This window comes from Neorhizobium sp. JUb45 (assembly GCF_004343585.1).
Taxonomy (GTDB): Bacteria; Pseudomonadota; Alphaproteobacteria; order Rhizobiales; family Rhizobiaceae; genus Neorhizobium.
This window is the reverse complement of sequence record NZ_SLYW01000008.1, coordinates 121,580-141,250: the sequence shown is the minus strand read 5'-3', so window position 1 is coordinate 141,250 and position 19,671 is coordinate 121,580. Positions and strand designations below refer to the sequence as shown.

The following is a 19,671-nucleotide window of genomic DNA, read 5'->3' as shown; positions in this document are numbered from 1 at the left end:
CACTTCATCGGCCCGCCACGGCAAACCGGCCTGAACCGGACACACGACACAGCGGGAGGATTTCATGAGCGAGCCAGTGGCAAGCGCACCGCATCACGACTACGAAAAAGTGCTGAAGGACAGTTCCAAGGATGTGGCATCCTTCGACAGCGACAAACCATCCGCCCTTCACAAGTTTCGCCATTTCCTGCATTCAAACCCGTCCGCCGTATCGCTGATCGTGCTGGTGGTTTCGCTCTTCGTGTTCGGACTGACGCTCGGCGGCAAATTCTTTTCCGCCTTCTCGCTGACGCTGATCCTGCAGCAGGTGGCGATCACCGGCATTGTCGGCGCCGCCCAGTCGCTGGTGATCATGACCGCCGGCATCGACCTGTCGGTCGGCGCCATCATGGTCCTGTCTTCGGTGGTGATGGGCCAGTTCACGTTTCGCTACGGCCTGCCGCCGGAACTCGCTGTTCTCTGCGGCTTCATCACCGGCGCGCTTTGCGGCTTCATCAATGGCGTGTTGATCGCCAAGGTAAAACTGCCGCCTTTCATCGTGACGCTCGGCATGTGGCAGATCGTGCTTGCCAGCAATTTTCTCTATTCCGCCAACGAAACCATTCGCGCGCAGGAAATCGAGGCGAATGCGCCGATCCTGCAATTCTTCGGCGAAACTTTTAAACTCGGCGGTGCAGTGTTCACATATGGCGTCATTGCCATGATCCTGCTCGTCGCCGTTCTCTGGTATGTGCTCAACCACACCGCCTGGGGCCGCCATCTTTACGCGGTCGGCGATGATCCGGAAGCCGCCGATCTTTCCGGCGTCAACGTGACGCGCATGCTGATTTCCGTCTACGTTATCTCCGGCGTCATCTGTGCGCTTGCCGGCTGGGCGCTGATCGGCCGCATCGGCTCCGTCTCGCCGACCGCCGGCCAGTTTGCCAATATCGAATCGATCACCGCCGTGGTGATCGGCGGCATCTCTCTGTTCGGTGGCCGCGGTTCCATTCTCGGCATGATGTTCGGCGCACTGATCGTCGGCGTCTTTTCGCTGGGTCTGCGCCTTCTCGGCACCGACGTGCAATGGACATATCTCCTGATCGGCGTCCTCATCATCGTCGCCGTCGCAGCCGACCAATGGATCAGAAAGGCCGCCCGCTAATGACCGAGGTACAGACAAGAAAACCCTTCCTCACCGGCCGCGGACTGATCAAGCGTTACGGCCGCGTCACCGCCATCGACAATGCCGATTTCGACCTTTATCCGGGCGAAATCCTCGCCGTGATCGGTGACAACGGCGCCGGCAAATCATCGCTGATCAAGGCGATTTCCGGCGCCATCCGGCCTGACGAGGGCGAGATCCGCATGGATGGAGAACTCGTACAGTTCGCCTCGCCGATAGAGGCCCGCAAGGCCGGCATCGAAACCGTCTACCAGAACCTTGCGCTGTCACCGGCACTGTCGATTGCCGATAACATGTTTCTGGGACGCGAGATCCGCAAGCCGGGCTTCATGGGCAAGGTACTGCGCAAACTCGATCACGGCGCCATGGAACGAATGGCTCGCGAAAAGCTCACCGAACTCGGACTGATGACCATTCAGAACATCAACCAGGCAGTGGAAACACTGTCGGGTGGCCAGCGCCAGGGCGTGGCGGTGGCGCGCGCAGCTGCTTTCGGTTCCAAGGTCATCATTCTCGACGAACCGACAGCGGCGCTCGGCGTCAAGGAAAGCCGGCGTGTGCTGGAACTCATCCTCGACGTGCGCTCGCGCGGCATTCCGATCGTGCTGATTTCCCACAACATGCCGCATGTTTTTGAAATCGCCGACCGCATCCATATCCATCGGCTCGGCAAACGACTGACCGTCATCAATCCGAAGGACTATACGATGTCGGACGCCGTCGCTTTCATGACCGGCGCCAAGGCACCGGAGCCACTTGCCGCATGACACCGACGACAGACGATCTCGCCCGCACACTGATGGACCGTGCGGGCGACAAAAAACGCTTCCTCGTGGCGATCGCCGGCCCGCCCGGTGCCGGAAAATCGACGCTGGCGGATTCTCTTTCGGCCGCATTGAAGGCAAATGGCGAGACCGCCGAAGTGCTGCCAATGGATGGTTTTCACATGGATGACGGCATCCTGCGTGAAAAGGGACTTCTGCCGCGCAAGGGTTCCCCTGAAACATTCGATGTCCGCGGCTTTCTTGATATTATCCGTGCCGTGAAAGCTGCCGAAGGTGAAGTGCTCGTACCGGTGTTTGACCGGTCGCGTGAAATTGCCATCGCCGCGGCGCGCATCGTTGCCAGATCGACGCGTTTCGTGCTGGTGGAAGGCAATTATCTGCTGCTGGACCAAGCCCCGTGGTCCGCACTGGATGGGCAATTCGACTATTCGATCCTGATCTCCCCACCCGTCGCTTTGCTGGAAAAAAGGCTGATGCAGCGATGGCTGGATCTCGGCTTCACGCAGGAAGCGGCGCGCGCGAAAACCGAAGGCAACGATCTCAAGAATGGTGCCCTTGTCCGCGAACACGGCCGAACGGCCGATTGCGTCCTGACGGACTGAGCCTTTGATGCTCAAATGGCGCAATTGCACGCCACTCTTGATCAACATCAAGAATAGATCGCACGAAAAATGCGATCAGTCCGGTGGGAGGACGTGAGGCGGGGATTGCCCCGCAATGTCCAGAGGACACTGCAATGCCCACCAAATTGACTGGAATTCTGACCTATTTCAAACAGGCGGTGCCGTTCCGGATCCTGCCCGCGATCGTCACCACCGCCTTTCTGATTACTCTTCTCGCCATTCCTGCCCCATCTGGCCTGGATGAAAACGGCTGGGTAATGCTGGCGATCTTCCTGACCACCATTCTGGCGATCATTCTGAAGGTGATGTCGATCGGCGTCATGGCCATCATGGCGATCGTCATCGTCTCGCTGGCGCAGGTCACCTCGCCCAGTTCGAAGGGCGCCGTCGCCGATGCGCTCAGCAGCTTTGCCAATCCGCTGATCTGGCTGATCGTTATTGCCGTGCTGATCTCGCTCGGCCTGAAGAAAACCGGGCTGGGTCGTCGGATCGGGCTTTATTTTATCGCCCTTCTCGGCAAGCGCACGCTCGGTATCGGGTATGGACTGGTGATCTGCGAACTGATCCTCGCACCGTTCACTCCCAGCAATACCGCACGCGGTGGAGGCATCATCCATCCGATCATGAAATCGATCGCCAACGCCTTCGATTCGGATCCGGCCAAGGGAACGCAAGGTCGTGTCGGCACCTATCTGGCACTGGTGAACTATCATGCCAACCCGATCTCGTCGGCGATGTTCGTCACGGCAACGGCACCCAATCCGCTGGTGCTGGAATATGTCACCAAGGTCACCGGCGGCACTGTCCATCTCACCTGGGTCACCTGGGCGCTCGCCATGTTCGTACCCGGCATCGTCGCGCTTCTGGTCATGCCGCTCATTCTATACGCGCTGTCGCCGCCGGAGATGAAGAAGACACCCGACGCGATCGTCTACGCCCGCAAGGAACTGACCGAGATGGGACCTCTGTCGGGCAAGGAATGGGTGATGATCGGCACCTTTGCGCTGTTGCTGCTGTTATGGGCCAACGTGCCGGCAATGATGTTTGGTCCCGCTTTCATGCTTGATCCGACCGTGGTTGCCCTGATCGGCCTCTTCGCGCTGCTGATCACCGGCACGCTCGACTGGAACGACATTCTCGGTGAAAAAAGCGCCTGGGACACGCTCATCTGGTTCGGCGCGCTGGTGATGATGGCCGACCAACTCAACAAGCTCGGCGTGATCGGATGGTTCTCGAACGGCATGAAGGATGCGATTACCGCTGCCGACTTGAGCTGGCAGCTGACGGCCGCGGTGCTCGTGGCGGTCTTCACCTTCTCACATTACATGTTTGCCAGCACCACAGCCCATGTCAGCGCCATGATGCTCGCCTTCCTGACCGTCGGCGTCATGCTGATCCCCGCCGAATATCAAGGCATCTTCATCCTGATGATGGCGGCCGGCTCAGGCATCATGATGACGCTCACCCATTATGCCACCGGTACCTCGCCGATCATTTTCGGCAGCGGATATGTCACCATGAGCAAATGGTGGGGCATCGGTTTTGTCATGTGTGTGATCAACCTTGCCATCTTCGCCACCGTCGGCGGCATCTGGTGGAAGGTTCTGGGTTACTGGTGAAACCAAAAATCGCCTCCTGCGGCCGTCATCGCGGCAAGGGAGCGGCGTTCCGGAAATTTCCAATGAAACGAGGCAGCTGTGTTCACCCGCAGCTGCCTCTTTTTATTGGAGGAACATGCGGTTTCCGCGTTTCCCAAAATGCTATTTTGAGATCGTGCAGGCCGGAATCTATGATGTCGGGACCACGATCTTGGCGTTGACGAATACGTCGTACCGGGTGCTTTTGCCGACGATCTGATGCGATGGCTTGCGCACGCCCGGCATGGGCTCCGCACGCAATGGCCACTTCAGCACGACCCGGTTTTGCGCGGTTTCCAATGCGATGCGCATCAATTCCGCCGAATCCGGATCAGTGCCGACGATATCCCGGATCAGCCGCATCTCCTTTTTCACCAGTGATGTCTTGTCACGTGGCGGATGCATCGGATCGATCAGAACGACCTGCGTCTTCAACTGTGTCAGCAGAACGCAGGAATCGCCATGAAGGAGAGTCATGCGATCAACCGTTTCAGCATAACGCCCACCTTCCGCATGGGCCCGCTCAAGCCCCTCGGCAAGCAGCGCATGCATCGTCGGCGAACGCTCGATCAGAGTGACGCGCGCGCCGAGTGCAGCCAGAAAAAATGCATCGCGTCCAAGCCCCGCCGTCGCATCAACGACCTCGGGCGTGACCCCACTGGAAAAGCCGGCGGCTTTTGCCAGAGGCTGCCCACGCCCCTCGCCAGAACGAAAACGATGGCCAACGGCACCACCGACGAAATCGACGATTAGCGATGATTGTTCGAGTTTTTGCGCCATTGTCCGGCCTCAGAAGGGAACGGGAGCGGTGAAGCTGACATCCTGACCATCGGGATGACGAAAGGCCAGATGCTCGGCGTGCAGCAACAGACGGTCAGCCGCAGCCAATGCCGCACTATCCGCATAAAATTCGTCACCAAGGATCACGTGCCCCAGCGCCTTCATATGCACACGAAGCTGATGTGTGCGCCCCGTCAGCGGAGACAGGCGAAGCCGCGTGGTGTTCTCGCCATATCCGAGCACCTGCCAGCGCGTCTGTGCGGGTTTGCCATGCTCCGTATCGACTCGATGCCTGGGCTTGTTGTCGGGATCGATCGCCAAGGGCAGGTCGATCATTCCTTCCTCGTCGGCCACACGTCCCCAGACCTCGGCTACATAGGATTTTTTGGTCGTGCGCGCCTCGAACTGGGCGGCAACAAAGGCGTGCGCCTTGCGGTTGCGCGACATCAGCACCACGCCGGATGTATCCTTGTCCAGCCGGTGGATGATCAATGCCTGCGGATAGTCTTTCTGCACACGCGTCAGCAAACTGTCGGACAGGGCAGGATGACGACCAGGCACGGACAAGAGGCCGCTCGGCTTGTCGAAAACAAGGAAATCCGCGTCACGGTGGAGAAGCGACACGTAGGGATCGAGCGGCGGGTTATAAATCGGAGCGACGTCTGAAAGCGCGGTCATGAAGTCCGTCTAGCACAATTCGATCCACGCGGGAGGGGTTTTGCGTGTCGATCTTACCCGGTATTCCCCTGCCTCGTCAGCCAAGAGACAGGCTGATGTTTTCCGCTGCCTGCCTCAACAACGGCAGCACATGCTCGACCAATTGCGTCAGCGACATGTGCGCGGCAGGCGCCCCCACGTTCAACGCCGCAATCGTTTCCCCACGTCGGTTCTTCAGCGGCACTGCAATGGATCTCAAGCCGAGTTCAAGCTCTTGATCGATGATTGCGTAACCAAGCTGCCTCACCCGACCAAGCTCGGCGATGATCGCATCAATATCCGTCAGCGTGCGATCCGTATTGGCATGCAGATCGGTTCTTGCGAGCACATCACGAGCACCATCATCGCCCAGTGCGGCCAGAAGTATCCTGCCCATCGATGAACAATAGGCAGGCAGACGGCTGCCGGGGTTGAGATTGATCGACATCACCCGACGCTGCGACGCACGCGCGATGTAGAGAACCTGCGTTCCGTCGAGGACGGAGGCAGAAGAACTCTGGCCGGTCTTTTCGGCGAGCAGGTCGAGATGCGGCTGCAACAATGCCGGCAAAGGGGTTGCCGAAAGGTAGGCGTGGCCGAGACGCAGGATGCGCGGCGTCAGGGTGAAGAATTTCCCGTCGTAATCCGCATATTGCAGCTCTGCCAATGTCAGCAGAGACCGCCGCACGGTGGCCCGGTCAAGTCCCGTCTTCTTGGCGACATCGGCGATTGAAAGACGTCGATCGCCTTCCCCGAACGCTTCGATCACCCGCAAACCCTTCGCAAAACCGTTGACGAAATCCGTTTCCTTCACAGCGCCATCACCCATTCATTTTGTGCGATATACAAACAAATGTCAATTAACGCACAAAACGGATTGTCGCAAGCTTTTGTGAGTTTTATCAAACATGAGGAGGCGCTGACGAATGTCGGTGTAGAGAGGTCGAGGAGGCTTCATGGACAAGAGGTCGGCGAGTGCCGCGCAGGCAGTGTCTGCCATTGGTGACGGCGCGGTGGTGATGATCGGTGGATTTGGCGGTTCCGGTGCGCCAATCGAACTCATTCATGCGTTGATCGACAAGCGGCCCAAAAATCTCACGGTCATCAACAACAATGCCGGCAATGGCCGTATCGGCATCGCCGCGATGATCGACGCCGGCATGGTCGACAAGATGATCTGCTCATTTCCGAAATCGTCAGATCCACGCGCTTTTACGGAAAAATATCTGGCGGGAGAGATCGAGCTGGAACTGGTGCCGCAAGGCACGCTCGCCGAGCGGATCAGGGCCGGTGGGGCTGGCATTCCAGCCTTCTACACGCCGACCGCTTATGGCACCGAACTAGCGCAAGGCAAGCCGATCGCTGAATTCGACGGCCGACATTATGTTCAGGAACGCTGGCTGAAGGCCGACTTTGCGATCATCAAGGCGCATATTGGCGATACCCACGGCAACCTCACCTACAACAAGGCCGCACGTAACTTCAATCCGCTGATGTGCATGGCAGCCGCCAGAACCATCGTGCAGGTATCCAGTCTTGTGGAGGCCGGAGGCATAGATCCCGAACACATCGTCACGCCGGGAATTTTCGTCGATCAACTGGTCGAGGTGCCGAACCCGCAGCAGGAAGAGGCGATGATCCGCGCCGGTATGCAATACGAGGGAGGCGTTTACGCATGAGCACCGATACATCAAGCGTGGCCACAGACGATGCACGACTTTCGAGCGCCCAGATGGCCTGGCGTGCCGCACAGGATATTCGAGACGGCGCCTATGTGAACCTCGGCATCGGCTTTCCCGAAATGGTGGCGCGTTACCAGCCACCGGGCCGGCAGGCGATCTTTCATACCGAAAACGGCATTCTGGATTTCGGCGAAGCGCCAAAACCCGGTGAGGAAGACTGGGACCTGATCAATGCCGGCAAGAAGGCCGTCACCCTGAAGCCCGGCGCCGCGTTTTTCCACCACGCGGACAGCTTTGCCATGGTGCGCGGCGGCCATCTCGACGTGGCGATCCTCGGCGCGCTGCAGGTGGCGGAAAATGGCGACCTGGCCAACTGGCGCGTCGGCTCGAGGGGCGTTCCGGCGGTCGGCGGCGCCATGGATCTCGTCCACGGCGCCAGGCAGGTTTTTGTCATCACCGAGCACGTCACAAAGAATGGCGAACCCAAGCTCGTTGAAAAATGCACATTTCCGCTGACCGGCGTCGGCTGCATCACCCGCATCTACACCAGCCACGCCGTGGTCGATATCGTCGAAGGCCGCTTCGTTCTGCGCGAAAAACTGCCCGGCCTGACCATCGAGGAATTGCAGGCCATGACCGGCGCCAGACTTCATGTCGAGCAATCGGTCATCGATCTCGTGGTCCCGGCTCTGTGAGTTTTTGACATTCCGCATCGCGTTTCGACACCGCACCGATGCGTGGAGGAGGGTTTTATGACTGACGCATTCATCTGCGATTACATCCGCACCCCGATCGGCCGATTTGCTGGCGCATTATCCTCGGTTCGGGCGGACGATCTCGGCGCGATCCCGCTCAGGGCGTTGATGGGGCGTAATGCTGCCGTCGACTGGGAAGCAGTGGGCGATGTCATTTATGGCTGCGCCAATCAGGCGGGAGAAGACAACCGCAATGTCGCCCGCATGTCGCTGCTGCTGGCGGGTCTGCCGGTTTCGGTGACCGGTACGACGATGAACCGTCTGTGCGGTTCCGGCATGGATGCCGTCATCACCGCCGCCCGCGCCATCAAGGCCGGCGAAGCGGAACTGATGATTGCCGGCGGGGTGGAAAGCATGAGCCGCGCGCCTTTCGTGATGCCGAAGGCCGAAACGGCCTTTTCCCGAAATGCCGAAATCCACGATACGACGATCGGCTGGCGTTTCATCAATCCGCTGATGAAGAAGCAATATGGCGTCGATTCCATGCCGGAAACTGGTGAAACCGTGGCCGAAGACTACCACGTCTCGCGCGAGGATCAGGATGCCTTTGCAGTCCGCTCCCAGAACAAGGCGGCGGCAGCTCAGGAAAACGGTCGGCTGGCAAAGGAGATCACACCCGTCACCATTCCACAGCGCAAGGGTGATCCCGTCGTGGTCTCGAAGGACGAGCATCCCCGCGCCACCACGATCGAAACGCTGGCGAAACTCGGCACGCCCTTCAAGAAGGAAGGCGGAACGGTCACGGCCGGCAATGCTTCCGGCGTCAACGACGGTGCAGCGGCCTTGATCATTGCCTCGGAAGCAGCGGCAAAGAAATATGGTCTTAACCCCATCGCCCGCGTCATGGCAGGGGCGGCGGCAGGTGTTCCCCCGCGTATCATGGGCATCGGCCCTGCCCCGGCTTCACAGAAGCTGATGGCCATGCTCGGCATGAGACAGGATCAATTCGACGTCATCGAACTCAACGAAGCTTTTGCCTCACAGGGTCTGGCGACATTGCGCGAATTGGGAATTGCCGACGACGACATCCGCGTCAACATCAATGGCGGCGCCATCGCGCTCGGCCATCCGCTTGGCATGTCAGGCGCCCGCATCGCCGGCACGGCTGCACTCGAACTGTCGCTTGGCGGTGGTCGCCATGCCCTTGCCACCATGTGCATCGGTGTCGGGCAGGGTATCGCGGTGGCACTGGAACGGGTTTGAACGGATCGGGAGGCGGCGGACCTCCCTCGCCGGTGTTGAAGGCGGGGTTCACTCACTATATTGAATGGCAAACAGGCTCGGATATTTGAGATCTGAATTTTCGCATATGGCGAAGATGGTACGAGCCGGAGACATGTCATGCTGACGATTGGCGATTTGTCAAAAACGACCGGCGTCAAAGTGCCGACCATCCGTTATTACGAGCAGATGGGGCTCTTGTCCCACAGCGAGCGCTCGGAAGGAAACCAGCGTCGATATTCGAAGGGGGAGCGTGAGCGCCTTTCGTTTATCAAACATGCGCGCGAGCTGGGCCTGACGATCGAGGCGATCCGGGAATTGATCGATCTCAGCCAGCATCCGGAAAAACCCTGCGCCGAAGCCGACCGTATCGCTGCCGAACAGCTCGTCACCGTTCGCGAAAAGATCGAGCGACTGCAGAAGCTGGAGGCGGAACTCGAGCGGATCACCACCCATTGCCACAGCAATCACGTCCGCGACTGCTATGTCATTCAGGCGCTCGCCAACCATGATCTTTGCTCGACCGACCACGATTGACACCCATCGCCGGGCGACCTGAATTCATTCCGAAAAGGCAGTCGAAAGCCGGCTACGAAACATAGCCGGCTTTCGAAAAAATCGCCTTGCAGCCGTCCGATTATTTGATCGGCCGTAGCAGGCGCAACGCGTTCATTGTCACGAGCACCGTTGCGCCGGTATCGGCAAGGATGGCAGGCCACAGACCCGTCACGCCGATCACGGTGGTGACAAGAAAGACGGCCTTTAAACCAAGCGCGATCGTGATGTTCTGAAAGATGTTCTTCATCGTGCGCTTCGACAGATCGATCATCAGAGCGACATCACCGACACGGCCGTGAAGGACAGCGGCATCCGCAGTTTCCAGCGCCACATCGGTGCCGCCGCCCATGGCAATGCCGATATCGGCAGCGGCGAGCGCCGGGGCATCATTGATGCCGTCGCCGATCTTGCCGACCACATAACCATCCTTCTTGAGTTCGCCGACAATGCGCTGCTTGTCTTCCGGCATCAGCTCGGCGCGGACTTCGATACCGAGCTGTGCGCCGACGGCCGTTGCGGTGCGTGCGTTGTCACCGGTCAGCATGACCGTCTTTATGCCGGCATCGGTCAATGTTTTCAGGCCCGCCACAGCATCGGCACGTGGCTCGTCGCGCATGGCGATCGCGCCGGCCAGCACATCGCCGATGATGAGAACGGATACCGTCTTGCCATCATCGTTAAGCGACGTGATCGAACGGGTATGCGCTGCAGAAAGCTTCACGCGCTGCGCGACTGCCCTCGGCGAACCGAGAAACACTTCGACGCCGTCGATGACAGCCGTTACGCCCTTGCCCCCCAGTGCCTTTGCGGCCACTGCCGGCAATAGATCGATACCGTCTTCCTCGGCCCTTTCGAGAATGGCGAGCGCCAGCGGATGGCTCGATCCGGTTTCCAGAGAGGCCGCATACCGCAATACGTCCACGCCTGCGCGTCCGAACGGTACGATATCCGTCACCACAGGCTTGCCGGCAGTCAGCGTGCCGGTCTTGTCGAAAGCAATTGCCGTCAGCTTGCCGAGACCCTCGAGAACTGCGCCACCCTTCATCAGCAGACCGCGGCGCGCACCGGCCGACAGCGCAGCGGCAATCGCCGCCGGCGTTGAAATGACCAGCGCGCAAGGGCAGCCGATCAGCAGGATGGCAAGGCCCTTGTAGACCCACTCGCTCCAGCCGCCTCCGGCAACCAATGGCGGGATGACGGCAATCAGGGCCGCGACCAGCACGACACCCGGCGTGTAATATCGAGAGAAACGATCGATAAAGCGTTCAGTAGGAGCCTTTGATTCCTGCGCTTCCTCGACAAGCCGCACGACTCGCGCAATCGTATTGTCTTGCGCCGCAGCCGTCACACGGATGCGCAGGGCAGCATCACCATTGACCGTACCGGCGAAGACGACATCGTCGACACCTTTTTGCACAGGCACGCTTTCACCCGTCACCGGCGCCTCATCGATGGCACTTTCGCCCGCAACGATGATGCCGTCAGCGGAAACCCGATCACCGGGACGCACAAGGATGACGGAGCCAACCGCCAAGGTTTCCGCCGGCACTTCACGGGTCTTGCCGCCGTCCTCAAGCAGCGCGGTTTTCGGCACCAGCGCTGCCAGCGAACGAATGCTGTCGCGTGCACGTCCGGCGGCCACACCTTCCAGCAACTCGCCAACAAGAAACAGGAACACGACGGCTGCGGCCTCTTCGGTGGCATTGATGATCAGCGCGCCGGCGGCGGCAATCGTCATCAGCATCTCGATCGAAAAAGGCGTCCCCATCCGCGCTGCCATGAAAGCGCGGCGGGCAATCGGAAACAATCCAACCAGCATTGCCAGAATGAAGGCGAATGTGGCGATAGCCGGAACCAGATGACCAACGACATACGCAACCACCAGTGCCAGTCCGGCCATGATCGTCAGGCGTCCCTTGCGGCTTTTCCACCACGAACCATCGCTGGGACCATGGTCATGGCCGTGCAGGCTTTCGCTCGTGTCGTCCGCATGAGAATGGTCGTGACTATGATCATGATGGTGATGGTGGTGGGCGTGGGCGTGGGCGTGGGCGTGATCGCCATGATCATGCGAGCAGCCGGGACCATGGACATGACCGCCACTCGCTGAACTGTCCACCGTCGACGATTTCTCCCTGGGCACGATAGGTGTAGCGCCATACCCCAACCCGGATAACGTTTTCCCGATGACGTCGAGATTGCCGCCGTCATGCGTCACGGTCATCGTTCCAGCCGTCACGGAAACGGAAACGTCATTGACACCAGGCATGCGTCTGACAGCCGTATCGATCTTGGCCGCGCAGGACGCGCAGTCCATTCCTTCGACACGGAAACGGGTTTGAGTCGGATTGCTCATCGAATGATCCTCTTGGCACTTGGATCATTCGTACGACCTCTAGTAACTAGAGGTGCAAGGGCAAAAATTCAAAATTCTCATCTTGGTGGTGCTGCGACCCCAGACAGACAATCAACCTTGCCTTTTCACCAGGTCATCGCGCTGCTGCGGCGTCAATGGTCTGATATTTTCGCCGCGCAACATCAGAAACAGCTTTGCCGTTTCCTCCAGTTCTTCCGTCGCATATTGCGCCTCACGTAGCGATTTGCCAGCAACAACGGGACCATGATTGGCAAGCAGCACGGCCTGGCTGTCGCGCGCGCGCTCCCTGACCGCCTCCGCCAGGGCAACATCGCCCGGCGGAAAATACGGCACCATCGGCAGCCTGCCGACCCGCATGACATAATAGGCCGTCAGCGGCGGCAAGACATCTTGCGGATCAAGTCCATCGATGAGGCTGATGGCGACGGCATTGGTCGAATGCAGATGCACCACCGCGCCGGCGCTGCTACGTTCGCAATACATGCATTGATGCAGAAAGGCTTCCTTCGTCGGCTTGTCGCCATCGATATGAATGCCTTCCGCAGAAAATCTGGACAACCGCGCCGGATCAAGCGCACCGAGCGACGCGTTGGTCGGTGTCATCAGCAATTCGCCATTCGACAGCCGCGCGCTGATATTTCCTGTCGAACCAAAGGTGAAGCATCGGTCGAACAACGATTTGCCGACTTCGACGATCTCGTCACGCAGGCGTGTGTCTTCTGAAAGGATGGCCGTCATGTCAGCATTTTCCATGCCTTGAGGAAGAAATCGGCTGCGCCGAAATTGCCGGACTTGAGCGCAAGCGCCATCGGCTCGTTATCGCCTGACGTCAATGTCCAGGGCACGCCTGGATCGATCTCCGGACCGATCAGCAAGGCGGCAGGAGCGAGCGCACCGACCACCGCACCCGAGGTTTCGCCACCGGCAACGATCAGTCGCCGAACACCTTCACCGCGCAATCCGATCGCCGTCTGTGCCAGAAACGTCTCGATGACCTCCCCTGCCCTTTCCTGTCCGAGGCGTTTTTGAGCGGCAAGGACATCTTGCGGATCAGCACTCGAATAGATCAACGGCACGGCATCTCCCTGGGAAAGCGTCCATTCCAGCACTTCGCCGACCGTGATGCGGCCTTCGACAATGTCTATCGGATCGAGCTTCAGAACCGGCAGGCCGGCATCGATTGCCACCTTGATCTGCTTGCGCGTCGCCTCCGAGCACGACCCAGCAAGAATGGCGGAGCGCCCGGCAGGCGCCGCAAACTGCCCTGCCGTCTTGTCACTTGCCAGCAGACCGGCACGCCGAAAATTCTCCGGCAGGCCGATCGCGATGCCGGAGCCACCGGTGACCAAAGGGAAATCGGCAATCGCCTCGCCGATGACACGCAGATCCCTATCGGAAATCGCATCAACGACGACGACGCGATCACGCCTCGTTTTCGCGGCGTCAAACGCGTCTCTGACGGCATCGACACCGCGGGCGACAGCATCATGAGAAACCAGTCCGACCTGCAAACCGGATTGGGCCACCATCAGACGCACCAGAGACGAATCCGTCATCGGTGTCAGTGGATGATGTCGCATCGGGCTTTCCGACAGCAACTGCTCACCGACAAACAGATGCCCTTTGTAGATCGTTCTGCGATTGGCTGGAAAAGCCGGGCAGACGATTGTGAGATCGGTTCCAAGCGCCTTCACCAGCGCATCCGTGACCGGGCCGATATTGCCCTTGGGCGTGGAATCGAAGGTCGAGCAATATTTGAAGATGATTTGCCGCGCACCGGCGGCTTTCAACCATGCGAGCGCTTCCAGAGACATTCGGACGGCTTCACTGGAAGGAATCGTGCGCGATTTCAGCGCAACCACGACGGCATCGACATTGGCAGGATCAAAGCCCGCCGGCGGAACGCCCACCGTCTGGATGGTTCGCATGCCTTCGCGAGACAGCACCAGCGCCAGATCGGTCGCTCCAGTCAGATCATCGGCGATTGCGCCCAGCAGCATGCCATTCCTCCCCATCGGATGATTCAGATTCAGGCCGTAGCACCCTCGATAATTGAAAACCCCGTGTCGATGATCCGGGCATCTGGCGGACGTTTCGTGTCTTCGAGCAAAATCTCGACGGCCGTCTTGCCGATGGCGAAGCGGTTGGAGAGCACTGTGGTCAGCGGTTTTGGAAGTACCTGACCGATCTCGAGCCCGTTGAAGCCGATGAGAGCGAGATCCTCCGGCACAGAAATATTGGCCGCAAGGCAATGCATGAAGCCACCGACCGCCATATCGTCATTGGAAAAGGCAACGGCGTCGATGCCTGTGTTTTCCGCCAGCAGACGCGCAAGCGTTTCACGGCCCTCCAGCGTCGAACTGGCCTGCTCTGTACGGCACTCTGCCACCAGCGGCAAACCGGCTTCACCAAGCCCCTCGCGCAGCCCCTGATAACGCGCATAGGCGCGCCTGTCCGACGCCCAGTCATGGCCGGCATAGGCAATTTTCGAATAACCACGGTTCACCAGATGCCGCGCCATGGCTCGACCGGCCTGCCGATGCGACAGACCGACCGCCAGATCGATCGGTCGATCATCGATATCCATCAGTTCTGCAATTCGAACCCGGCTGCCTTCCAGCATGCGTCTTGCGGTATCAGTATGCGCAAACCCGGTCGTGATGATCGCTGCCGGCTGCCAGGCCAAAAGCGAGGAAATCAGATGCTGCTCGCTTTCGAGATCGTAATCGGTCACGCCGATCATCGGCCTGTACGGCGTCCCTGCAAGCCCGGCATTGATACCCTGCAGCACCTCGGGAAAAACGATGTTCGACAGCGATGGCAGGATGACGCCAATGATCAGCGAGGATGAAGACGCAAGCGAACCGGCTGCCCGGTTCGGCACATAACCGAGCTGCGCGATCGCATCGTTGACGCGTCGCCGGGTCTCGGTCGCAATCGGTCCTTTGTCACGGATCACCCGCGAAACCGTGTTTTCGCTGACGCCGGCCAGCCGTGCCACATGCGCGAGCGTCGGCGTCTCGGGCATTGACAATGAAGAGCGCTCTTCAGCCAAAAGGCTGCTGTCCGTCATGCGACAATCTCCAGATCTATCTCAGCGCTAACATAACTCACTTGAACAGATCAAGATGATGTGGTTTGAAAGAGATGTTAGCGCTGAGATAAGGTCGTTTATCGCATTCACGGAGGATTTTTTGCGATGTCCCGCCCACCAACTGTCGCTGTTATCGGTCTTGGTTCCATGGGACTTGGCATGGCCCGTTCGGCGTTAAAAGCCGGCCAGCAGGTTCGGGGCTTTGACGTCAATCCAGATATGCTTGAAAGACTGTCAGCAGACGGCGGCATCGCAGCGAAAAACCCTGCCGATGCCACCAACGGCGCGGATGTGGCTGTCGTCGTTGTCGTCAATGCGGCTCAAACGGAATTGGTTTTGTTCGGCGATCACGGCATCGTCTCCGCCATGAGGCCCGGCGCAGTGATTATCTCCTGCGCCACGATCTCGCCAGGCGAGGCAAAATCCTTCGCCGCGCGCACGGAGGCTGCGGGCCTGCTTTATCTTGACGGCCCGATCAGCGGCGGCTCGAAAAAAGCAAATTCCGGCGATCTCACCTTTATGGCTTCAGGATCGCCCGAGGCTTTCGAGGCTGCAAGACCGGCTCTCGATGCCATGGCTGCAACCGTTTACGAACTTGGCGACCAGCCGGGCATCGGCTCATCCTTCAAGATCGTCAACCAGTTGCTCGCCGGCGTGCATATCGCTGCCGCATGCGAGGCAATAACTTTCGCAAAAAGCCTGAACCTCGATATCAGCCGCGTTTTCGACGTGATCACAAAATCGGCCGGCAATAGCTGGATGTTCGAGAACCGCATCCCGCATGTCCTTGAGGGCGATTACACCCCGCACAGCGCCGTTTCCATCTTCTCGAAGGATCTCGGCATCGTTTCCGATATCGGGCGCGCGCAAAAATTTCCACTGCCGATCACGGCAGCAGCACTACAAATGTTCATCATGACCGAGGCTGCCGGCATGGGACGAGACGACGACAGTTCGGTCGCACGCCTGCTGGCACAGATTACCGGGCAGCAACTGCCCGGCATGCCTGAAAAGGCATGATCCGATGCCGAAATTCGCTGCCAATCTTTCGATGATGTTCAACGAACGGCCGTTTCTGGAGCGTTTTCAAGCCGCTGCCAATGCCGGCTTCACGGCTGTCGAATATCTGTTTCCCTATGAATATCCTGCCGAGGTCATCGCCGAAGCGCTTCGCGCAGCCGGGCTGAAACAAGCCCTGTTCAACATGCCGCCGGGAGACTGGGCAGCCGGCGATCGCGGCCTTGCCAGCCTCCCGCATCGGCGCGAGGAATTTCAGTCAGCACTTGGCACCGCGATCTCCTACGGGAAGACAATCGGCACACCCCTTCTGCACATGATGGCCGGCATAGCCCCGTCTGATGACCCAGCCGCCCTTTCCTGTTACCGGGACAATCTGGAAATGGCAGCAGACGCAACAGCTGAAGCCGGGATAGGCCTTGTGATCGAACCCATCAACAAGCGCGACATGCCGGGATATTTTCTCAATGATTTCAATCGCACATTCGAGCTCGTTCGAGAGCTCAACAGGCCTAATCTCAATCTGCAGTTCGACATCTATCACCGCCAGATCCTGCATGGTGATGTGATCACCGGATTGAGGCAAATGGCATCACGCATCGGCCATATCCAGATCGCTGCCGTCCCGACCCGCCATGAGCCATTGACGGGAGAACTGGATGACCGACGTATTTTTCAGGAAATCGATGCGCTCGGATACCAAGGTTACGTCGGCTGCGAATACCGGCCGGCAGGAAGAACCGAGGATGGGCTTGGTTGGATGACGTAGCCCGAAAACTGCTCCTGTGATCTGGGATTTCAAACACGAGCATTTCACAGGCGACGATGTATTGTCACCCAGCGAACGAGCGAATAGCGCTTAATGGACTGTCTAATGAATACATAGAAATAATGGCGGAGAGGGTGGGATTCGAACCCACGATACGGTTGCCCGTATGCCGCATTTCGAGTGCGGTGCTTTCGACCACTCAGCCACCTCTCCGCTTGAGCATGATGACGCGTTGGTCAGCGCGAGGCGGTTCATAGCGATGAAAATCGGGGCTGGCAAGAGGTCAAAAGAAACTCTTTGTAGATGATCGCCTTGACAGTTTTTTGACTCTCGCGTATCCCCGCACGCAATCAGGCGTGGAAAGCTTTCTTCGCCTCTTTGTTTGTGCGGTTTTCGCCTCAAGCGCTTTCCCACAGATTTTCACCGGCAGCGCAATCCGAGAATATCGGAAACCTGCCATCCCGACTGACAAAAAGACGGCCACCCCTTTGGGGGAGAGCCGGAACGAACATGAAAGGATAAAGAATGTTCGCAGTCATCAAGACCGGCGGTAAGCAGTACCGCGTGGCCGCCAACGACGTGCTCACCATCGAAAAGCTGGAAGCCGAAGCTGGTGCAGTCGTAGAATTCAACGAAATCCTCGTTATTGGCGTTGGCGCCGATGCCAAGTTCGGTGCGCCTTTCGTTGCTGGTGCAATCGTCAAGGCAGAAGTCGTTGAGCATAACCGTGGCAAGAAGGTTCTTTCCTTCAAGAAGCGTCGCCGTCAGAATTCCAAGCGTATTCGCGGCCATCGCCAGCATCACACGGTTGTTCGTATCACCGACATCGTCGCTTAATCGGGTTTCGTAGGTTTAAAGGAGAACTCCCATGGCACATAAAAAAGCTGGCGGTTCGTCGCGTAACGGTCGCGATTCAAATTCCAAGCGCCTCGGCGTGAAGAAGTTCGGTGGCGAAGTCGTCATCGCAGGCAACATTATCGTGCGTCAGCGCGGCACGCAGTGGCATCCGGGCGCCAATGTCGGCCTCGGCAAGGACCACACCATTTTTGCGCTCACCGCCGGCAACGTGAACTACCGTACGAAGGCTAACGGCCGCGTATACGTGTCCGTGATGCCGAAAGCCGAAGCCGCAGAATAAAAGCCGGCAAGCGTTAGCAACCGGCGTCTCATCGACCCGGTTGAACGTTAAAAGGTTCAGTCAAAGAAAAGGGGAGATGGGACACCACCCACCTCCCCTTTTTCTTGTTCCCCACGAAGGAGACTGAACATGCAAGGCGAATTGTTGAGGAGCAGCCAATCACGGTTGCCCGAAGAGCGGCCAAGGCCCGATGGCTTAAGGAGCAGTTGCCCCGTCTTATTGTCGCAAAGGCTCGTTCTGCGCGCCCCGCACGAAGAAGACATCGACGCCCTTGCCCATCTCGCCAACAATGCGAATATTGCGACCATGGTCGCCCGCATGCCGCACCCATACACGGCCAAAGACGCCGCGGATTTCGTGCGACGTACGAAAGATGGCGTGATTGGCAAGTGCGTCTATGCCATTACCCATGCCGAAAACGGCAAATTTCTCGGATGCTGCGCGCTGGAGCCGCAGGAAGACCCGGCCACGCTCGAAATCGGCTATTGGCTGGGCGAACCCTACTGGAATGACGGCATTGCCACCGAAGCGGCGCATGCGCTGATCGACATGGCGTTCCGCACGCGCGACATCGACCAGATCGACGCGCGCTGCCGGGTCACCAACATCCCCTCCCGCCGCGTCATCCAGAAATGCGGCTTCCAGTTCCAGGGTTCCGGCATGGTCGGTTCTTTGGCATTGGGCGGCATGGTGCCGGTCGAATGGTATCGCCTCGATCGCAAGACCTGGATGTCGCTGAGAAGCTGGGGGGAAATGCGATGATTGCCCTGGAGAGCGAAAAGCAGGACGTCCGCGCGGGTATCGGCCCCTGCCCGACCATCCGCACGCCGCGGCTTTTATTGCGCCCACCCCGGATGGAGGATGCCGATGCCATCGCCGTTTCCCTGGGTGATTTTTCCGTATCGCGCATGCTGGCGCGGGTGCCCGCACCGTTCCATCGGCAGGATGCAGTGGACTGGCTGAAACAGCAGACTGCCAGAAAGCTGCCCGACTGGAATTTTGCCATCTGCGATACCGACGGCCGTCATCTTGGCATCGTCAGCATAGAACTGCGGCATGGCCAATGGCATCTGGGCTATTGGCTGAACCGCAGCGCCTGGAAACGCGGGTTGATGACGGAAGCGGCGGGCAGCGCTTTGAAGGCGTTTTTCGAATGCATGCCGGATGCAGAAATGCATTCCGGAATGTTTTCCGACAATGCCGGCTCGTTGCGCGTTCAGCAGAAACTTGGTTTTGCCATTATCGGTTGCCGAGACATGTTCTCCATCGCCCGCAATGCCATGGTCATGCATATCGACACGGTGGTGACAGCGCGGGACTTTGTGCAGACGATCAGGAATTGAAGACATGCCGGGGCAATCAATTGTCCCGGCA

Annotated in this window: 21 protein-coding genes and 1 tRNA gene; 14 read left to right on the top strand and 8 right to left on the bottom strand. The window is 58.8% G+C overall.

Going from position 1 to position 19,671, the window contains the following annotated elements; translation table 11 throughout:
• The first annotated feature begins 64 nt into the window (after positions 1-64).
• The 4 genes from EDF70_RS24005 (at position 65) to EDF70_RS23990 (ending at position 4,192) form a co-directional block, all read left to right on the top strand.
• Entirely contained in the window at positions 65-1,144 is a 1,080-nt protein-coding gene (locus EDF70_RS24005) for an ABC transporter permease (protein ID WP_132278729.1), read from the top strand.
• The gene (locus tag EDF70_RS24000) at positions 1,120-1,932 is read left to right on the top strand and encodes an ATP-binding cassette domain-containing protein (RefSeq protein WP_132278726.1); all 813 of its coding nucleotides are present in this window, start codon (positions 1,120-1,122) and stop codon (positions 1,930-1,932) included. The genes EDF70_RS24005 and EDF70_RS24000 overlap by 25 nt, the downstream gene beginning before the upstream one ends.
• Positions 1,929-2,552: a nucleoside triphosphate hydrolase gene (locus EDF70_RS23995; RefSeq protein ID WP_132278723.1), complete on the top strand. Its 624-nt coding sequence runs from the start codon at positions 1,929-1,931 to the stop codon at positions 2,550-2,552. The genes EDF70_RS24000 and EDF70_RS23995 overlap by 4 nt, the downstream gene beginning before the upstream one ends.
• A gap of 134 nt (positions 2,553-2,686) precedes the next feature.
• The gene (locus EDF70_RS23990; RefSeq protein WP_132278720.1) at positions 2,687-4,192 is read left to right on the top strand and encodes a DASS family sodium-coupled anion symporter; all 1,506 of its coding nucleotides are present in this window, start codon (positions 2,687-2,689) and stop codon (positions 4,190-4,192) included.
• A 168-nt stretch (positions 4,193-4,360) separates the two neighbouring features.
• On the opposite strand, the gene EDF70_RS23985 is transcribed toward EDF70_RS23990, so the two are convergent.
• The 3 genes from EDF70_RS23985 to EDF70_RS23975 all read right to left on the bottom strand — a co-directional run bounded on the left by EDF70_RS23985 (position 4,361) and on the right by EDF70_RS23975 (position 6,500).
• Positions 4,361-4,990 (bottom strand): class I SAM-dependent methyltransferase, encoded by a 630-nt coding sequence (locus EDF70_RS23985; RefSeq protein ID WP_132278717.1) that lies wholly within the window; start codon positions 4,988-4,990, stop codon positions 4,361-4,363.
• Positions 4,991-4,999: 9 nt separating this feature from the next.
• A complete protein-coding gene (locus EDF70_RS23980) occupies positions 5,000-5,668 on the bottom strand; it encodes a pseudouridine synthase (RefSeq protein WP_132278714.1) in 669 nt (222 codons plus the stop codon).
• Between the two features lie 76 nt (positions 5,669-5,744).
• Entirely contained in the window at positions 5,745-6,500 is a 756-nt protein-coding gene (locus tag EDF70_RS23975; protein ID WP_132278900.1) for an IclR family transcriptional regulator, read from the bottom strand.
• A gap of 142 nt (positions 6,501-6,642) precedes the next feature.
• On the opposite strand from EDF70_RS23975, the gene EDF70_RS23970 reads away from it, so the two are divergent.
• The 4 genes from EDF70_RS23970 to EDF70_RS23955 all read left to right on the top strand — a co-directional run bounded on the left by EDF70_RS23970 (position 6,643) and on the right by EDF70_RS23955 (position 9,881).
• On the top strand, positions 6,643-7,365 hold the full coding sequence (locus EDF70_RS23970; RefSeq protein WP_132278711.1) for a 3-oxoacid CoA-transferase subunit A: 723 nt from the start codon (positions 6,643-6,645) through the stop codon (positions 7,363-7,365).
• A complete protein-coding gene (locus tag EDF70_RS23965; RefSeq protein ID WP_132278708.1) occupies positions 7,362-8,063 on the top strand; it encodes a CoA transferase subunit B in 702 nt (233 codons plus the stop codon). Before EDF70_RS23970 ends, EDF70_RS23965 begins: the two co-directional genes overlap by 4 nt.
• Positions 8,064-8,120: 57 nt before the next feature.
• Positions 8,121-9,326, top strand: a complete 1,206-nt coding sequence (pcaF, locus tag EDF70_RS23960; RefSeq protein WP_132278705.1) for a 3-oxoadipyl-CoA thiolase — start codon at positions 8,121-8,123, stop codon at positions 9,324-9,326.
• 138 nt (positions 9,327-9,464) lie between these two features.
• On the top strand, positions 9,465-9,881 hold the full coding sequence (locus tag EDF70_RS23955) for a helix-turn-helix domain-containing protein (RefSeq protein ID WP_132278702.1): 417 nt from the start codon (positions 9,465-9,467) through the stop codon (positions 9,879-9,881).
• 100 nt (positions 9,882-9,981) lie between these two features.
• Here EDF70_RS23955 and EDF70_RS23950 read toward each other — a convergent pair whose 3' ends face one another.
• The 4 genes from EDF70_RS23950 to EDF70_RS23935 all read right to left on the bottom strand — a co-directional run bounded on the left by EDF70_RS23950 (position 9,982) and on the right by EDF70_RS23935 (position 15,352).
• A complete protein-coding gene (locus EDF70_RS23950) occupies positions 9,982-12,258 on the bottom strand; it encodes a heavy metal translocating P-type ATPase (RefSeq protein ID WP_132278699.1) in 2,277 nt (758 codons plus the stop codon).
• Positions 12,259-12,369: 111 nt separating this feature from the next.
• On the bottom strand, positions 12,370-13,017 hold the full coding sequence (gene otnC / locus EDF70_RS23945; protein WP_132278696.1) for a 3-oxo-tetronate 4-phosphate decarboxylase: 648 nt from the start codon (positions 13,015-13,017) through the stop codon (positions 12,370-12,372).
• Positions 13,014-14,279 carry a 3-oxo-tetronate kinase gene (otnK, locus tag EDF70_RS23940; protein ID WP_132278693.1) on the bottom strand — a complete coding sequence of 422 codons (1,266 nt, stop codon included), beginning with the start codon at positions 14,277-14,279 and terminating at the stop codon, positions 13,014-13,016. The genes otnC and otnK overlap by 4 nt, the downstream gene beginning before the upstream one ends.
• Positions 14,280-14,308: 29 nt before the next feature.
• Positions 14,309-15,352, bottom strand: coding sequence for a LacI family DNA-binding transcriptional regulator (locus EDF70_RS23935; protein ID WP_245519315.1), 1,044 nt, complete (start codon positions 15,350-15,352; stop codon positions 14,309-14,311).
• A gap of 126 nt (positions 15,353-15,478) precedes the next feature.
• Between EDF70_RS23935 and ltnD the strand changes: the two genes are divergently transcribed.
• Positions 15,479-16,393, top strand: coding sequence for an L-threonate dehydrogenase (gene ltnD, locus EDF70_RS23930; RefSeq protein ID WP_132278690.1), 915 nt, complete (start codon positions 15,479-15,481; stop codon positions 16,391-16,393).
• Between the two features lie 4 nt (positions 16,394-16,397).
• Positions 16,398-17,159 carry a 2-oxo-tetronate isomerase gene (otnI, locus tag EDF70_RS23925; protein ID WP_132278687.1) on the top strand — a complete coding sequence of 254 codons (762 nt, stop codon included), beginning with the start codon at positions 16,398-16,400 and terminating at the stop codon, positions 17,157-17,159.
• A 123-nt stretch (positions 17,160-17,282) separates the two neighbouring features.
• Here the strand turns inward: otnI and EDF70_RS23920 are convergent.
• Positions 17,283-17,372, bottom strand: a tRNA-Ser gene (locus tag EDF70_RS23920).
• 312 nt (positions 17,373-17,684) lie between these two features.
• Here EDF70_RS23920 and rplU point away from each other — a divergent pair.
• The 4 genes from rplU to EDF70_RS23900 all read left to right on the top strand — a co-directional run bounded on the left by rplU (position 17,685) and on the right by EDF70_RS23900 (position 19,640).
• Complete coding sequence (gene rplU / locus EDF70_RS23915; protein WP_132278684.1) at positions 17,685-17,996, top strand: 50S ribosomal protein L21; 312 nt, start codon at positions 17,685-17,687, stop codon at positions 17,994-17,996.
• Between the two features lie 31 nt (positions 17,997-18,027).
• Positions 18,028-18,297: a 50S ribosomal protein L27 gene (rpmA, locus tag EDF70_RS23910; protein WP_132278681.1), complete on the top strand. Its 270-nt coding sequence runs from the start codon at positions 18,028-18,030 to the stop codon at positions 18,295-18,297.
• A 129-nt stretch (positions 18,298-18,426) separates the two neighbouring features.
• Positions 18,427-19,059 (top strand): GNAT family protein, encoded by a 633-nt coding sequence (locus EDF70_RS23905; RefSeq protein WP_132278678.1) that lies wholly within the window; start codon positions 18,427-18,429, stop codon positions 19,057-19,059.
• Complete coding sequence (locus EDF70_RS23900; protein ID WP_245519314.1) at positions 19,056-19,640, top strand: GNAT family N-acetyltransferase; 585 nt, start codon at positions 19,056-19,058, stop codon at positions 19,638-19,640. The genes EDF70_RS23905 and EDF70_RS23900 overlap by 4 nt, the downstream gene beginning before the upstream one ends.
• Positions 19,641-19,671: the final 31 nt, after the last annotated feature.

Excerpts from the sequence above, each read along its gene's own strand:
- rpmA (WP_132278681.1), top strand. The coding sequence starts at position 18,028 with ATGGCACATAAAAAAGCTGGCGGTTCGTCGCGTAACGGTCGCGATTCA.
- EDF70_RS23990 (WP_132278720.1), top strand. The coding sequence starts at position 2,687 with ATGCCCACCAAATTGACTGGAATTCTGACCTATTTCAAACAGGCGGTG.
- EDF70_RS23900 (WP_245519314.1), top strand. The coding sequence starts at position 19,056 with ATGATTGCCCTGGAGAGCGAAAAGCAGGACGTCCGCGCGGGTATCGGC.
- otnI (WP_132278687.1), top strand. The coding sequence starts at position 16,398 with ATGCCGAAATTCGCTGCCAATCTTTCGATGATGTTCAACGAACGGCCG.
- rplU (WP_132278684.1), top strand. The coding sequence starts at position 17,685 with ATGTTCGCAGTCATCAAGACCGGCGGTAAGCAGTACCGCGTGGCCGCC.
- otnC (WP_132278696.1), bottom strand. The coding sequence starts at position 13,017 with ATGACGGCCATCCTTTCAGAAGACACACGCCTGCGTGACGAGATCGTC.
- otnK (WP_132278693.1), bottom strand. The coding sequence starts at position 14,279 with ATGCTGCTGGGCGCAATCGCCGATGATCTGACTGGAGCGACCGATCTG.
- EDF70_RS23965 (WP_132278708.1), top strand. The coding sequence starts at position 7,362 with ATGAGCACCGATACATCAAGCGTGGCCACAGACGATGCACGACTTTCG.
- EDF70_RS23980 (WP_132278714.1), bottom strand. The coding sequence starts at position 5,668 with ATGACCGCGCTTTCAGACGTCGCTCCGATTTATAACCCGCCGCTCGAT.
- EDF70_RS23950 (WP_132278699.1), bottom strand. The coding sequence starts at position 12,258 with ATGAGCAATCCGACTCAAACCCGTTTCCGTGTCGAAGGAATGGACTGC.
- ltnD (WP_132278690.1), top strand. The coding sequence starts at position 15,479 with ATGTCCCGCCCACCAACTGTCGCTGTTATCGGTCTTGGTTCCATGGGA.
- EDF70_RS23985 (WP_132278717.1), bottom strand. The coding sequence starts at position 4,990 with ATGGCGCAAAAACTCGAACAATCATCGCTAATCGTCGATTTCGTCGGT.
- EDF70_RS23955 (WP_132278702.1), top strand. The coding sequence starts at position 9,465 with ATGCTGACGATTGGCGATTTGTCAAAAACGACCGGCGTCAAAGTGCCG.
- pcaF (WP_132278705.1), top strand. The coding sequence starts at position 8,121 with ATGACTGACGCATTCATCTGCGATTACATCCGCACCCCGATCGGCCGA.
- EDF70_RS23935 (WP_245519315.1), bottom strand. The coding sequence starts at position 15,352 with ATGACGGACAGCAGCCTTTTGGCTGAAGAGCGCTCTTCATTGTCAATG.
- EDF70_RS23995 (WP_132278723.1), top strand. The coding sequence starts at position 1,929 with ATGACACCGACGACAGACGATCTCGCCCGCACACTGATGGACCGTGCG.
- EDF70_RS23970 (WP_132278711.1), top strand. The coding sequence starts at position 6,643 with ATGGACAAGAGGTCGGCGAGTGCCGCGCAGGCAGTGTCTGCCATTGGT.
- EDF70_RS24000 (WP_132278726.1), top strand. The coding sequence starts at position 1,120 with ATGGATCAGAAAGGCCGCCCGCTAATGACCGAGGTACAGACAAGAAAA.
- EDF70_RS23905 (WP_132278678.1), top strand. The coding sequence starts at position 18,427 with ATGCAAGGCGAATTGTTGAGGAGCAGCCAATCACGGTTGCCCGAAGAG.
- EDF70_RS24005 (WP_132278729.1), top strand. The coding sequence starts at position 65 with ATGAGCGAGCCAGTGGCAAGCGCACCGCATCACGACTACGAAAAAGTG.